General features: G+C 72.4%; 11 protein-coding genes. 7 read left to right on the forward strand and 4 right to left on the reverse strand.

The window, feature by feature from the left end:
* Positions 1 to 37 precede the first annotated feature (37 nt).
* The 3 genes from sucC to ACBR40_RS27560 all read left to right on the forward strand — a co-directional run bounded on the left by sucC (position 38) and on the right by ACBR40_RS27560 (position 3,895).
* Complete coding sequence (gene sucC / locus ACBR40_RS27550) at positions 38 to 1,219, forward strand: ADP-forming succinate--CoA ligase subunit beta (RefSeq protein WP_344216869.1); 1,182 nt, start codon at positions 38 to 40, stop codon at positions 1,217 to 1,219.
* A 3-nt stretch (positions 1,220 to 1,222) separates the two neighbouring features.
* Positions 1,223 to 2,098, forward strand: a complete 876-nt coding sequence (sucD, locus tag ACBR40_RS27555; RefSeq protein WP_344216871.1) for a succinate--CoA ligase subunit alpha — start codon at positions 1,223 to 1,225, stop codon at positions 2,096 to 2,098.
* Positions 2,099 to 2,257: 159 nt separating this feature from the next.
* Complete coding sequence (locus ACBR40_RS27560) at positions 2,258 to 3,895, forward strand: DUF6350 family protein (protein ID WP_371250648.1); 1,638 nt, start codon at positions 2,258 to 2,260, stop codon at positions 3,893 to 3,895.
* A 6-nt stretch (positions 3,896 to 3,901) separates the two neighbouring features.
* On the opposite strand, the gene ACBR40_RS27565 is transcribed toward ACBR40_RS27560, so the two are convergent.
* Positions 3,902 to 4,321 (reverse strand): hypothetical protein, encoded by a 420-nt coding sequence (locus ACBR40_RS27565; RefSeq protein WP_344216875.1) that lies wholly within the window; start codon positions 4,319 to 4,321, stop codon positions 3,902 to 3,904.
* A gap of 74 nt (positions 4,322 to 4,395) precedes the next feature.
* Here ACBR40_RS27565 and purN point away from each other — a divergent pair, with 74 nt between their 5' ends.
* From purN to ACBR40_RS27580, 3 genes are all read left to right on the forward strand, one after another.
* Complete coding sequence (gene purN / locus ACBR40_RS27570) at positions 4,396 to 5,025, forward strand: phosphoribosylglycinamide formyltransferase (RefSeq protein ID WP_344216877.1); 630 nt, start codon at positions 4,396 to 4,398, stop codon at positions 5,023 to 5,025.
* Entirely contained in the window at positions 5,022 to 6,560 is a 1,539-nt protein-coding gene (purH, locus tag ACBR40_RS27575; protein WP_344216879.1) for a bifunctional phosphoribosylaminoimidazolecarboxamide formyltransferase/IMP cyclohydrolase, read from the forward strand. Before purN ends, purH begins: the two co-directional genes overlap by 4 nt.
* Before the next feature lie 143 nt (positions 6,561 to 6,703).
* Complete coding sequence (locus ACBR40_RS27580; RefSeq protein WP_344216881.1) at positions 6,704 to 6,880, forward strand: hypothetical protein; 177 nt, start codon at positions 6,704 to 6,706, stop codon at positions 6,878 to 6,880.
* A gap of 137 nt (positions 6,881 to 7,017) precedes the next feature.
* Here ACBR40_RS27580 and ACBR40_RS27585 read toward each other — a convergent pair whose 3' ends face one another.
* From ACBR40_RS27585 to ACBR40_RS27595, 3 genes are read right to left on the reverse strand one after another with little or no spacing between them, the layout of a single operon-like run.
* Positions 7,018 to 7,926 (reverse strand): ROK family protein, encoded by a 909-nt coding sequence (locus ACBR40_RS27585; protein ID WP_371250649.1) that lies wholly within the window; start codon positions 7,924 to 7,926, stop codon positions 7,018 to 7,020.
* Positions 7,926 to 8,852 (reverse strand): hypothetical protein, encoded by a 927-nt coding sequence (locus ACBR40_RS27590; protein WP_371250650.1) that lies wholly within the window; start codon positions 8,850 to 8,852, stop codon positions 7,926 to 7,928. The genes ACBR40_RS27585 and ACBR40_RS27590 overlap by 1 nt, the downstream gene beginning before the upstream one ends.
* Positions 8,849 to 13,093: an NEW3 domain-containing protein gene (locus tag ACBR40_RS27595; RefSeq protein ID WP_371250651.1), complete on the reverse strand. Its 4,245-nt coding sequence runs from the start codon at positions 13,091 to 13,093 to the stop codon at positions 8,849 to 8,851. The genes ACBR40_RS27590 and ACBR40_RS27595 overlap by 4 nt, the downstream gene beginning before the upstream one ends.
* 210 nt (positions 13,094 to 13,303) lie before the next feature.
* Between ACBR40_RS27595 and ACBR40_RS27600 the strand changes: the two genes are divergently transcribed.
* Positions 13,304 to 14,149: a bifunctional methylenetetrahydrofolate dehydrogenase/methenyltetrahydrofolate cyclohydrolase gene (locus ACBR40_RS27600; protein WP_344216891.1), complete on the forward strand. Its 846-nt coding sequence runs from the start codon at positions 13,304 to 13,306 to the stop codon at positions 14,147 to 14,149.
* Positions 14,150 to 14,153 lie beyond the last annotated feature (4 nt).

Below are 14,153 nucleotides of genomic sequence, written 5' to 3' on the forward strand. Positions count from 1 at the left end.
CGTCGAACATCAGTCGGATAAGCAAGGACGGACCCTCGTGGACCTGTTCGAACATCAGGCGAAGGAGCTCTTCGCTGACTACGGCATCCCGGTGCCGCGCGGCATCGTCGCCAACACCGTGGAGGAGGTGCGGGCGGCGGCCGAGGAGCTGACCGGCCGCGTCGTTGTCAAGGCCCAGGTCAAGACCGGTGGCCGGGGCAAGGCCGGCGGTGTGAAGGTGGCCGACGACGCCGCCGACGCCGTCGGGAAGGCCACCGCCATCCTCGGCATGGACATCAAGGGCCACACGGTCCACAAGGTGCTCGTGGAGGAGGCCAGCGCGATCGCGGAGGAGTACTACTTCTCCTTCCTGCTCGACCGCGCCAACCGCACCTTCCTCGCGATCTGCTCCGCCGCCGGCGGCATGGACATCGAAGAGGTCGCCCACAACACCCCGGAGAAGGTCGCCAAGGTGCCGGTCTCGGCGCTGGACGGCGTCGACCGGGCCAAGGCCCGCGAGATCGCGCAGGCCGGCGGCCTGCCGGAGCGGGCGCTCGACGGCGCCGCCGAGCTCATCGAGAAGCTCTGGAACTGCTTCGTCGACGAGGACGCCACGCTCGTCGAGGTCAACCCCATGATCCTGTCCGCCGACGGCCAGGTGAAGGCGCTCGACGGCAAGGTCACGCTCGACGACAACGCCGCCTTCCGCCAGTCCGACCACGAGGCCCTGGCCGACAAGGCGGCCGAGGACCCGCTGGAGGCGCGGGCCAAGGAGAAGGACCTCAACTACGTCAAGCTCGACGGCGACGTGGGCATCATCGGCAACGGCGCGGGCCTGGTCATGTCGACCCTCGACGTCGTCGCCTACGCGGGCGAGGCGTTCCCCGGCAAGCCCTCCCCGGCCAACTTCCTCGACATCGGCGGCGGCGCCTCGGCCGAGGTCATGGCGGCCGGCCTGGAGATCATCCTCTCCGACCCCGACGTCAAGTCGATCTTCGTGAACGTCTTCGGCGGCATCACCGCCTGCGACGCCGTCGCCAACGGCATCGTCGCGGCGTTCAAGCTGCTGGAGAGCCGCGGCGAGGCGGTGACCCACCCCCTGGTGGTCCGCCTTGACGGCAACAACGCCCAGCTCGGGCGGCAGATTCTGGCCGACGCCGCGCTCCCGCGGGTCGAGCTGGTGGACACGATGGACGAAGCGGCCAAGCGTGCCGCCGAGCTCGCTGCGGTAGGTGCGTGACTTATGGCCATCTGGTTGACGGAGAACAGCAAGATCATCGTCCAGGGCATGACCGGCGGTGAGGGCACCAAGCACACCCGCCGCATGCTCGCCTCGGGCGCCAAGGTCGTCGGCGGCGTCAACGCCCGCAAGGCCGGCATCACCCACGAGGGCCTGCCGGTGTTCGGCACGGTCAAGGAGGCCATGGAGCAGACCGGCGCCGACGTGTCGGTCGTCTTCGTGCCGCCGGCCCACGCCAAGGCCGCCGTCAAGGAGGCCGTCGACGCCGAGATCCCGCTCTGCGTGGTCATCACCGAGGGCATCCCGGTGCACGACTCCACCGAGTTCTGGGCCTACGCCGTCGCGAAGGGCGGCAAGACCCGCGTCATCGGCCCCAACTGCCCCGGCATCGCCTCCCCCGGCGCCTCCAACGCGGGCATCATCCCGGCCGACATCACCACCGCCGGCCGCATCGGACTGGTCTCCAAGTCCGGCACCCTCACCTACCAGCTCATGTACGAGCTGCGTGACATCGGCTTCTCCACCTGCGTCGGCATCGGCGGCGACCCCGTCATCGGCACCACGCACATCGACGCGCTCCAGGCGTTCCAGGACGACCCTGACACCGACGCCATCGTGATGATCGGTGAGATCGGCGGCGACGCCGAGGAGCGGGCCGCGGCCTACATCGAGCAGCACGTCACCAAGCCCGTCGTCGCCTACGTGGCCGGTTTCACCGCGCCCGAGGGCAAGACCATGGGCCACGCCGGGGCCATCGTGTCCGGCTCGGCCGGCACCGCCCAGGCCAAGAAGGAGGCCCTGGAGAAGGTCGGCGTCCGCGTCGGCAAGACCCCCTCCGAGACGGCCCGCCTCATGCGCGAGGTCATGCAGTCCCGCTGAGTCATGTGGCCCGCTGAGTCAGGTGGCCGCGCTGACCTTCTCGCGCCGGCGGCACGGAGGCCGTGTCGCCGGCGCGGGTCACGGGTGCTTTGAGGTAAATGCCGATCGGCGGCGCGTCAACCAAGCTTTGGTTGGGAAAGATTGAGAAAATCGCCTACTGTGACGGCGATTCTCGACCAGCTGCGGACTGCCCCCCGCTCGGTCCTCGGCAAGCTCCCCGGGGTCTCCGGCGACGACGACGAGACCCGCAGGCCGCTGCCGGTCTCGGGCATGCTGGCCGCCGCCTGCACGCTGGGGGTCGGCCTGGCCGCCCTCACCACGCTCACCTTGGTCGGCTGGATCGCCGCCCCGCGTGGCGCGCTGGGCGCGGGACTGCCGGGCGTCTTCCGTACGGCCGCGCAGCTCTGGCTGGCCGCACACCACGCGGGTTTCGCCATCCCCGGAGGCCGGGTCGGGCTGCTGCCGCTCGGCCTCACCATCCTGCCCGCCATGCTGCTCTACCGGGCCGGGCGGTGGATGGCCCGTGACGCCGACCTGCGGCTGCGCCTGCCCGCCCGGCTGCCCAAGAACAGCCCCCGCGAGCAGGCCAGGGCCCGCCGCCGCGCGCAGCTCGTGCTGGTGGCCCAGGCCGGGGTGTCGCTCGCGGCCCCCTACGCGCTGCTGGCCGGGCTGATCGCGCTCGTGGCGAGCAACGAGATCACCCAGCCGTTCCTCGGCGAGGTGCTGCTCAGCCACTTCGTGCTGGCGTTCCTCGCCGGGGCGCTGGCCACCGCGCGGATGATCGGGCCGTGGCGGGTCATGCTGCGGCTGCTGCCCGAGCGGGTGCGCGCGATGACCGTCGGCACCGCGGTCGCCACCGCGTTGCTGCTGGTGGCCGGGCTGGCCCTGGTGCTGGTCGCCGTCGTGCTCAACTTCGGCCAGGTCAAGGAGCTCTCCGACGTCCTGTCGCCGGGGTTCGTGGGCGGCGTGCTGCTGGCGCTGCTCCAGCTGCTCTACCTGCCGAACGCGGTCATCTGGGCCTCGTCGTACATCTCGGGACCCGGGTTCGCGATCGGCGCCGACACCCTGGTCGCGCCCACCGGGGTGCAGCTCGGCACGGTGCCGAGCCTGCCGCTGCTGGGCGCGCTGCCGGAGAGCGGGCCGGTGCCCGCGTGGATGATGGCGGTGATCGCGCTGCCGTTCGCGGCGGGGGCGGTGGCCGGGGTGTTCGTGGCCCGGATCTCGCCGTCGCCGTCGTACGAGGCCGCGCCGCTCTGGGGGTTCCTCACCGGCGTCTCCGCGGGCGTCGTCGCGGGCGTGCTGGCGGCGCTGTCCGGCGGCCCGATCGGCGGCGGCCGGCTGGCCACCGTGGGGCCCTCGCCCTGGGAGGTGGCGCTGTCGGTCGCGCTGGAGGTCGGGGTCGCCTCCGGGATCTCCGCGGGCGTGACCAACCTGCTGCTGCTCAGCAAGCGCGCCCGTACCCCGCTGGACAAGGCCGCGGTGCCCGTGCGCAAGGCGGGGGCCGCGATCGCCAAGGCGGCCAGCAAGGTCGGCCTCGCCGAGGCCGATCCGCGCCCGCTGCCCGGTCACTGGATGGACGCCACCGAGGCCGACACCCAGGAGATCCCGGTCATCAGGGACGACTGGCAGGACGAGCACGCCACGGCCGAGGCCGAGACCCTGGCCCAGGCCAGGCCGCGCCTGCCGGAGCCGGGCCCCGAGGGGTCCCGCCCGGTCCGCAAGGACATCGTGGACGAGTCCGACGACCGGGGCGGCCACGTCATCTACGTGGACCCGTACGCCTGGGACCGCGACTGAGCAGGCTCAGGTCTGCATGGCGCCCAGGAGCTCCAGCACGTCGGGCGGCAGCTTGCGCTGGGCCGCCTCCCTGAACTGCGCGAAGCACTCGCCCTGCGACGAGACCGTGGTCGCGCCCTTCATGCACTCCTGGTAGGCGGAGTATTCGTTCATGAGGTAGAGCTGCATGCCCGTGGCCAGGGCCGACAGCACCAGCGCTATGGAGGACACGCTGATCCCGCCGACGGCCGCGCCCGTGGGTCTGCCCGCCCCCCTGAGCAGTGGCAGCGCCCGCAGCCCCGCCACGAGCGCGAACAGCGCCATGACCAGACCGGCCAGCGGCAACATGAACGTCATGGCGAGCGCCGCGATCGCCAACCAGATCGCGCGGCGTCCCGCCGACTCGGCGGGCTGCTGGCCTGCCGGTGCCTGCACCGGTGTCGACACCTGACCTCCTCTGCGTCGCCGGACCAGGAACAGATACCCTGGCAGCCCCACCCTGTTTCCTCATTGGAGTGTGCGTGTCAAAGGCTGGGCGGCTCGTCGTCCTCGTCTCCGGCTCTGGAACCAACCTACAGGCCCTTCTGGACGCTTCCGCCGACCCGGCGTACGGTGCTCGCGTGGTAGCGGTCGGTGCCGACAGGGAGGGAATCGAAGGGCTGGCCAGGGCTACCAGGGCACAAGTCCCGACTTTTGTTGAAAAACTAGGCGATCATCCGACGCGTGCGGACTGGGACGCGGCCATCGCGGCCAGGATCGCCGCGTACGAGCCCGACCTGGTCGTGTCGGCGGGCTTCATGAAGATCCTGGGCGCGCCCACGCTCCAGGCTTTTCCCGTGCTCAACACGCATCCGGCGCTGCTGCCGTCGTTCCCCGGGGCCCACGGCGTGCGTGACGCGCTGGCCCACGGGGTCAAGGTCACCGGCTGCACGGTCATGCTGGCCGACGAGGGGATCGACACCGGCCCCATCGTCGCCCAGGAGGCGGTGCCCGTGCTCCCGGACGACGACGAGGCGGTCCTGCACGAGCGCATCAAGACCGTCGAGCGCCGCCTGCTCGTCGAGATCGTCGGCCGCATGGCCCGCGAGGGCTGGACGGTCAGCGGACGCACCGTCCGCATCGGCAACCAATCAGGAGGGGAATCCACGTGACTCGCATCGCCATCCGGCGCGCGCTGATCGCCGTCTACGACAAGTCCGGCCTCGAGGAACTGGCCAGGGCCCTCGACGGCGCCGGAGTGGAGATCGTCTCGACCGGTGGCACGGCCGCCGCGATCGCGTCGTACGGGATCCCGGTGACCAAGGTCGAGCAGCTGACCGGGTTCCCCGAGTGCCTGGACGGGCGGGTCAAGACCCTGCACCCGCGCGTGCACGCCGGGCTGCTGGCCGACATGACCAAGCCCAACCACGTCGCCCAGCTCGAAGAGCTGGAGATCGACCCGTTCCAGCTCGTCGTGGTCAACCTCTACCCGTTCCAGCAGACGGTGGCCTCCGGCGCGGCCGACGAGGAGTGCGTCGAGCAGATCGACATCGGCGGGCCCGCGATGATCCGCGGCGCGGCCAAGAACCACAGCACCTGCGCCGTCGTGGTCGACCCCGGCGCGTATGGCGAGGTGTTCAAGGCGCTGGGCGAGGGCGGCTTCACGCTGACCGAGCGGCGGCGGCTGGCCGGCATCGCGTACGCGCACACGGCCTCCTACGACGTGGCCGTGGCCAACTGGTTCGGGCAGACGTACGGCGGGGAGGAGTTCCCGGTCTTCGCCGGGGTCGCGTACGAGCGCAAGGCCACCCTCCGCTACGGCGAGAACCCGCACCAGAGCGCCGCGCTCTACTCCGGCGGCACGGGCGGCCTCGCGGGCGCCGAGCAGCTGCACGGCAAGGAGATGTCCTACAACAACTACCTCGACTCCGACGCCGCCTGGCGGGCGGCCTGGGACTTCTCCGACCCGTGCGTGGCCATCATCAAGCACCAGAACCCGTGCGGCATCGCCGTCGGGGCCGACGTCGCCGAGGCGCACCGCAAGGCGCACGCCTGCGACCCGGTGTCGGCGTACGGCGGCGTGATCGCCGTCAACCGGCCGGTCACCGTCGAGCTGGCCCGCCAGATCGCCGAGGTGTTCACCGAGGTCGTCATCGCGCCCGCGTACGACGCCGAGGCCCTCGACGTGCTGCGCGAGAAGAAGAACCTGCGCCTGCTGGCCTGCCCGGAGGGCCCGTCCGCGCCGACCGAGTTCCGCCGCGTGGACGGCGGCCTGCTCGTGCAGACGGTGGACCGGGTGGACGCGCCCGGCGACGCGGCCGACCGGTGGGAGCTCAAGGCCGGCGCGCCGGCCTCGCCCGAGGTGCTGGCCGACCTGGAGTTCGCCTGGCGGGCCTGCCGCTCGGTGAAGTCCAACGCCATCCTGCTGGCCGACGACGGGGCCACCGTGGGCGTGGGCATGGGCCAGGTCAACCGCGTCGACTCCTGCCGTCTCGCCGTCACCCGCGCGGGCGAGCGCGCGAGCGGCTCGGTGGCCGCCTCCGACGCCTTCTTCCCGTTCCCCGACGGGCTGGAGGTGCTGGCCGAGGCCGGGGTGAAGGCCATCGTCGAGCCCGGCGGCTCCATCCGCGACGACCAGGTCATCGAGGCCGCCGAGAAGGCCGGCATCACCCTCTACTTCACCGGCGCCCGGCACTTCTTCCACTGATCGTCCCCGAAAGGGCGACATGATCCAATAAAGGGCGGCATGAGGAGATCATGCCGCCCTTTGGCAATTTCCGGGGCAAGCATCGGTCATGACCGGTTAGCCTAAAACCCGCTCATCTACCCATCGAGTCTCCGGAGTAACCCTTGCTCGACACGATGCTGCAGGCCTTCGTCACTCTGAACGGCGTGGCGACCAGCCCCTTCGTCCTGCTGATCGTCGCCTTCGCCGGCGCCTATCTCGGCATGCGTGTCGTGGAGATCGTGCCCTTCACCCGCCGCATCATCGAACGCCGCGAGGCCCGCTTCGCCAACCGCGACTGACCCGCCCGTATTCCTGCGGCCTCTGAGCCGTGACGGCGGTCAGGCGGCACCGGTGTCCAGAATCAGGCGCCGGGCCACGCGTCCCTCATCTCGCTGCCGGCCGCTTCGCGACGGCGCCGTCCGTGGGTGTTCGTCGTTCAGGCATGGGTCTGCCAGGCCAGGTTCGCGGCGCCGGCCAGTGAGGCGCGGACGCCGAGCGTGCTCTGCCTGACCTGCACCGCCCGGACGAAGGCGAGCCCCGCCACGTCGTCGAGCGCCCGCTCCAACGGCTCGAACAGCACCTTCCCCGCCGCCGACACGCCCCCTCCGACGACCACGGTGCTGACCTCGACCGCCGCCGCCGTGGACGCGATCATCCCGGCCAGCGCCCGGGCCCCGCGCTCGAACGCGGCCACCGCGACAGGCTCCCCGGCGATCGCGGCCTCGGCGAGCAGCCGCCCGTCCGCCTTCGCCGGGTCGTCCTCGGGGGTCCAGCCGTTGGCCAGGGCCCAGCGGACGAGGTTGGGGCCGCTGGCATAGTGCTCGACGCAGCCGCGCCCGCCGCACGTGCAGCGCTCGCCCCACGGATCGATGCTCATATGACCGACATGTCCGGCGTTCCCGGTGGGACCGAGGAGCGGAGCGCCGTCGATCACCAGGCCGCCGCCGATCCCCGTCGACACGACGATCCCGAGCAGCGAGCCGCTGCCCCGGCCCGCGCCGAGCCAGTGCTCGCCGAGCGCGAAGCACTGCGCGTCGCCCGCCAGCACCGTGGGCAGGCCCGTCACCTTCCGTACCTCGTCGCGCAGCGGGAACCCGCGCCAGCTCGGCATGTTGACCGGGCTCACGGCGCCGGTGGCGAGGTCCAGCGGCCCGGCGCACCCGATCCCGACGGCGACCGCCGGCGGCCCGTCGCCGGTCACCTCCTCGATCAGCGCCGTCAATGCGGCCATGACGTCCGTACGCGGCGTGGGCCGGGTGCCGGAACGCAACGCGGACCCTTCCTCGTCCACCAGCGCGGCGGCGAGCTTGGTCCCTCCGATGTCGATCGCGAGTACGTAGGGCATCAGTGTTTGTGGTGGTTGTCGGGCTGGCGAGGGTCGCCAGGGTGTTCCAGTCCGGGCGCCAGCGCGACCTTCTCGGCACGCGTCCGGTCGAGCCACCGGGCGAAGGTTCTCCGACGGGCGGCCTGCAGAAGATCGGAGTAAGCGGCCTCTGGTGAACGTGGTCGCTGCTGTGGCTGTGGCAATTCTGGCATCGGCGGGATCGCTTCTCCTTCATCCGGCGGTCGTGTCGGAGACGGTGGTGGTGGTGCTGCTGGGGGCCCCGGCGTGGCGAGGGCTACGTGCCAGCCCAACCCGTCCTGGACCGGGCCGACCAGAGCGCCGTACGGGTGGCGGGCGATGGCCTCGGCGAGGGCGGCCGGCAGCGAGGCCAAGTTCACCTGGCCGAGTGACTCCAGGTCGTCCGCGGTGGCGCGCTCGGCGGCGGTGCGGTCCGAGAACAGGCGATGGCGTACATGGTGGGCGTCGGCGCTCGGGCGGGATGGCCGGGGCCGCCACTCGGCGGGCACCGCGGTGGCCGTGGTGACGTGCTCGAACACGGCCCGCACCCAAGGACTGCCGTTGTAGGCGGCCGCGTTGATCGAGCCCAGTTCGACGGCCGCCAGACGGTCCAGCGGCGGGCCTTCGAGGGGAGCCAGCCCTTCGGCTCTGGCGATGGTCTCGCACAGGACCTCGGTCAGGACGACCTGGGTCAACCACCTGGCCAGTTGGCGGGCCTCGGCGGTGCCCGGCGAGGGAAGAGCGGCCTTGAGCGGGCCGTGCCGGAGGTCGGCGATGCGGCGGTCGAGGAGCTCACGCGGGACCGGACGACCGTCGACCCAGCCCATCACCTGACCGACGCCGGGCGCGGTGGCCGCTCCCGTGGCGGGAGGTCGGGGAACACCGGCCGTGGGGGTGGCGAGCGGCCGGGCGTGAGGGTGGGAGGTCATCGGGTCACCTCCAGGCGGATGGCCGGGGTGTACTGGCAGCGGCCGTACCACATGACCTTGGCGAGGGCCCAGGCGTGGCCGGTCGGCGCGTCCACGGGGACCCGGACAGGGAACGACACCTCGGCCGTCTCGCCGGCCTCCACGGCGAACCCCTGGATGACCTCCGGGAGCAGGGACCAGGTGCCCCAGGGGGAGGCGAGCTGCGCCTCGCCGCGAATCTCGTCGGCGGTGGAGTTGCGCAACCGGAGCGTGAGGGCGGCGCGGTCGCCGGGGCGCAGACTGAGGGCGTCAGTGGCGGGGGTGACGGACAGGCCGGTGGGCCGGGCGTCGTCGGCGGTGGTGCCCCCGAGGGCGTCGCCCGTGGACGGCGGCGGGCCGGGGACGGGCAGCTCGGGGAGGTCGTCGCCGACGGCGACGGTGGTGACGTCCTCGATGAGCTGGCCGCCCACGGTGGTGCGGGCGGAGACGAAGTGCAGGCCCGTGGCGGGGGAGGGGGGCGGGGTCACGGTCACCGGGAAGCGAAGGTGGCCGCCGGGAGGAAGGCGGAAGGGACGCCGGGAGGGGGTGACGGCCCAGCCGCCGGGGACACGGAGGTCCACCACGCCCTCGTGGCTGTCGGTGGTGAGCTGGGAGGACAGGACCACCTCCACCTCGAACGGCTCGCTCGTGGCGGGGACGAGACCCGGCGTGACGGACACGGCGATCGGCAGGTAGCCGAGCGGGGCCGGACCCTTGTTGTGCAGCCAGTAACGGCTGTAGACGGGCTGGGCGCGTTCGGCCGTGGCGCCGAGGTCAGGCGCTGTGGGGGGTGGGGGTGGAGCGGGGGTCAGGTAGGTGGCGACCTCGAAGCCGGTCAGGGTGAGGTCGCGTACGGGGCTTCCGGCGTCTTCGCGAGCTTCGGGACGTTCGAGCAGGTCGGCGGGGGTGAGGGTGTCGAGGGGGAGGACCGGGGAGCTGAGCGTGACCTGGCTCCCGAGCCCCGTGGACTCGATCAGACGGAGAGTGACACTGCCCCCAGAAGGGGAGGCAGGGCCCGAGGCGGAGGTGCTGGTGGGGGCGGTGGTTGAGGGGAGGGGTGGGTCGGGGAGGTGGCCGTGGGCGTGGGGGTTGCCGGTGGACTTCTGGGTGCTCAGCAGGACGTCGCGCGGCGGGGTGACGGTCAGAAGGGAGTGGGCCGGGGGGAGTGGGCCGTCCTGGGGGCCCAGGACGCGGGGGAGCAGCGGGGTGATGTGCTCCTGCCCACGTGCGGGCAGGTGCAGGGCGCGCCAGTCGCCCTCGCCCGCCACCAGCGAGTACGCGAACTCATGCGTCCAATGCTGAAGCTGGAACCCGGAGCCGTCCGGCGAGGTACGGCGCGGCGGATCGAGCCAGATGCCCGACGGCCACCCCGTGCACGACCGCATCAACGACAGGTGCAGCGCCCCCGAAGGATCGACGGCGAAGCCGGGCAGGCCGTAGGTGAGGAGCGCGACCGTGCGTGCGTCGAGGCGTTCGCGGCCCAGCGGGCACAGGGCCTCGATCGTGGCGTCGGCGAGATCGGCCACCAGGTCCTCGACCGGACCGGCGACGATCAGGGCGGGCAGGGCACGCAGGTCGCGCAGGTCGGCGCTGGGCTGCCAGACCTCGGCGAGCGGCCGTTCGGCCGGGACCCAGACCCGGGGCGCGCCGGACTTGAGCGCGTCGAGATAGGCAGGGTCGGCGCGGTCCAGCAGCTCGGCGGCCACCGGGTTGGTGTCGGGGCCGCCGAGGACGATGCGTACGTCCGGCAGGTTGGAGTCGACGTCGAGCCAGCCGTAGCGGGTGCCGGGCGCGGTGGACGTGGTCGCCGTCACGCCCGCCCGCGCCAGGGCCACCACGAGGTCGCGGGCCGCCGGGGCGTCGGCGGCGTCGGGCACCACGACCTCGGCCACTCCCAGCGCCCGCGCCCCCGCCTCGCCGAGATCGACCTTCGCCGTGGCGGACAGGCCGAACCAGGTGTTGGCCGGGTTGTCGAGCGTCCACGGGTGCTCGGCCGTGTCGACGTCGGGCAGCGCGAACCCACGGCCCACCACCGCGCCCGCCACGTCGGACACCGGCAGCGCACCTTCGAGGAAGGCCGGGAAACGCACCCGCAGCAGGCGGTCGGCGCCCGTGTGGTCGAGTACGCGGGTGGTGAAGTCGATGCGGTCGGAGCCGGTCAGCAGGGTGACGACCTGCTCGTAGGAGATCTCGCCGACCTGGCCGGTGACGGTGAGGCGGCTGCCGAGCGGGCTCTGCTCGGCGCGTACGCCCCGCGCGGCGGCCTCACCGGACCCGGTGACCGCGCCCGTGGGGATGAGATGCCACGGACCTTCCCCCATATCCGGATGAGTCGGATATTCGCGGTAGAGGCGCAGCTCGTTCCCGAGCCCGGTGAGCAGCTCGCGCCCGGTGGACAGGTCGACGACCGAGGCCAGCGCGCCGCCCCTGGCCGGGTCGGCGCTCACCCGCCAGCGCTCGTTCGCGATGGTGGCGCCGTCGAGCGGACGCCAGGCCGGCGGCGAGCCCTCGACCACCTGGTACGTCCGCCAGCCCAGCGACGGCACGTCCCGCGCCAGGAAGGTCAGCGTGCCGTCCTCGGCGACCGCCGGCACCTCCTCCGGGGACGGGCCGGCCACGGTGTGCCCCGGCGGCAGCGGCACGCGGACCAGGCCGTCGCGGGCGAACGACAGGGTGTTGGTCACCACCACCCCCGGCCCGGTCAGCCCGATCTGCCCGGTGAGCGTGTCGAGCGCGTTGTCCCTGGCGGCGCCCGCCAGGTCATAGGCCTCCCGCCACCCCGTCAGCAGGTCGATGTAGACCTGGTCGGACTCCGACCCGGTGATCGCGTCGTGGTGCGCGCCGTAGGAGAGCTGCCGCCACACCTTGTCGAGCGCGGTGTGCGGGTAGCGGCCGAGACCGAGCGCCGCCGCGAACGCCGACAGCCGCTCGGCGTCCAGCGCGGCCACCTCGGCGGCGCGCTGGGCCTGCTTGGTGTCGATGTAGGAGACGTCCTTGCCGGTGTAGACCGGGTTCATGTCCCGGGTCTGGGGGCTGTGTCGCGGCAGCTCGGCGCGTACGGCGTCCAGGAAGTCGCGCGGCGTGGCGCAGACGAACCGGGGCCACACGTAGCGGGCCGCCCAGGCGCGGTGGATGTCGGTGACCCACTTGTTGGGCGGGGTGTAGTCGGTGCCGACCGGCAGCAGGACGTGCCTGGTCGCGGCCACCGGCTTGAGCGAGCGATAGAGGTCGTAGACCGCCTGGCAGGCGTCCTCCAGGGTGGGCGCGGAGTCCATCCACCAGCCCGCCGAGTAGTGGGCGGGCATGTAATGGGTGAGCACGCCCCGCCCGGACGGCGAGATCCACTCGAACTCGCTCGGGAACTGCATGAGGGCCGCGTCCTTCTTGGCCTCGCGGAAGTTCTTGCTGATCGGGCCCCACTGGTGGAACGGTCCGCGCGCCCACGCGCTCCCGGTGAGCCCGGCCGCCGAAAGGTAGCCGGGGAACTGCGGATCGTGCCCGAACACGTCGAGCTGCCAGGCCGTACGCGGGTCGCCGCCGAGGATGTCGCGCTGGTAGCCGATGCCGTGGACGAGGTTGCGGATCGTGGTCTCGGCGCCGGTGAGGTTGGTGTTGGGCTCGTTGTAGGTGCCGCCCACCAGCTCGGCCCGGCCCTCGGCCATGAGGGCGCGCAGGTCGGCGCGGCGCTCGGGGCAGGTGTCGAAGAACGGCTTGAGATAGTCGACCTCGGCCAGCACGAAACGGTAGTCGGGGTCGCGCAGCGCCAGCTCGATGTGCGCCTCGACCAGGGCGAACGCGTTGCGCTCCCACAGCGGCCTGGTGGTGGCGTCGGCCGAGAGCAGCTCCCACGGGCTGGTGTAGGCGGCCTGGGTGTTCCACCACACGGGGTCGTAGTGGAAGTGGGAGATCAGGTGCATGGTCCAGCCGGGCTCCTCGGCCGTGACCGTGACCTCCAGGGACTCCTCGCCGTCGAGGGTCAGCAGGCAGGGCACCGCCGTGCCGGGCGGCACGGCGACCTCCAGCGGCACCTCCAGGACGCCGGCCGCGTCGGCGGGGACGGTGATCGCTCCGCCCGCCAGGCGTACGCCGTCGCCGCGCAGCTCCAGGACGGCCTCGCGGTCGGCCCGGGAGGCGAGGGTGAGGCGCAGGACCTGGTGCGGGGCGGCCTCGGTGCCGACGAACAGGTCGGTCGGCTCGGCGGAGAGCAGGCGGCGGGAAGGCAAGGGGGACCTCCGGGGTGAAGCGCGGACCTCCGGGTGGAAGGTGGAAGAGCATGCCGGCGCCCGTAACACTAAGCCCTCGTGGTGGCCATGACAACGATGTCATACGCCGCCTGTGGACAACGCCGACCCCGCTCCCGCACCCTGTGGACAACGCCCGGCAAGGGGGAGCGGGTGTGCGGTGGACGGGACCCGGCATGGAAGGATTGCGGCATGAGCGCAGTGAAACTCGACGGCAAGGCCACGGCCGCAAAGATCAAGGCAGACCTCACGACCCGGGTGGCCGCGCTCAAGGAGCGCGGCATCACGCCGGGCCTCGGCACCGTCCTCGTCGGCGACGACCCCGGCAGCCAGATCTACGTGGCGGGCAAGCACCGCGACTGCGCCGAGGTCGGCATCGCCTCCATCCGCGTCGACCTGCCGGCCACCGCCACCCAGGCCGAGGTGGAGTCGGCCATCGACGAGCTCAACGCCTCCCCCGAGTGCACCGGCTACATCGTCCAGCTCCCGCTGCCCAAGCACCTCGACACGATGGCCCTGCTGGAGCGGATGGACCCGGCCAAGGACGCCGACGGCCTCCACCCGGTCAACCTCGGCCGGCTCGTCCACATGGTCGACGCCCCGCTCCCGTGCACCCCGCACGGCATCGTGCTGCTCCTGCAGGAGTACGACGTGCCGATCAAGGGCGCCGAGGTCGTCGTCGTGGGCCGCGGCATCACCGTGGGCCGCTCGCTCGGCCTCCTGCTGACCCGCCGCAGCGAGAACGCCACCGTCACCCTCTGCCACACCGGCACGCAGGACCTCGCCGCGCACACCCGGATGGCCGACATCGTCGTGGCGGCGGCCGGGGTGCCCGAGCTCATCAAGGCCGACATGATCAAGCCGGGCGCGGCCGTGCTCGACGTCGGCGTCTCCCGCGTCGAGGGCAAGATCGCCGGTGACGTGTCGCCCGAGGTCGAGGAGGTCGCGGGCTTCCTCACGCCCAACCCGGGCGGTGTCGGCCCGATGACCAGGGCGCTGCTGCTGTCCAACGTCGTCGAGGCCGCCGAACGCCTCTGACGCC

This window comes from Nonomuraea sp. AD125B (assembly GCF_041402765.1).
Lineage (GTDB): Bacteria > Actinomycetota > Actinomycetes > Streptosporangiales > Streptosporangiaceae > Nonomuraea > Nonomuraea bangladeshensis.

What these genes read in the sequence shown, in the direction of transcription:
- sucD (WP_344216871.1), top strand. Translation starts at nt 1,223, where the DNA reads ATGGCCATCTGGTTGACGGAGAACAGCAAGATCATCGTCCAGGGCATG.
- ACBR40_RS27600 (WP_344216891.1), top strand. Translation starts at nt 13,304, where the DNA reads ATGAGCGCAGTGAAACTCGACGGCAAGGCCACGGCCGCAAAGATCAAG.
- ACBR40_RS27590 (WP_371250650.1), bottom strand. Translation starts at nt 8,852, where the DNA reads ATGACCTCCCACCCTCACGCCCGGCCGCTCGCCACCCCCACGGCCGGT.
- ACBR40_RS27585 (WP_371250649.1), bottom strand. Translation starts at nt 7,926, where the DNA reads ATGCCCTACGTACTCGCGATCGACATCGGAGGGACCAAGCTCGCCGCC.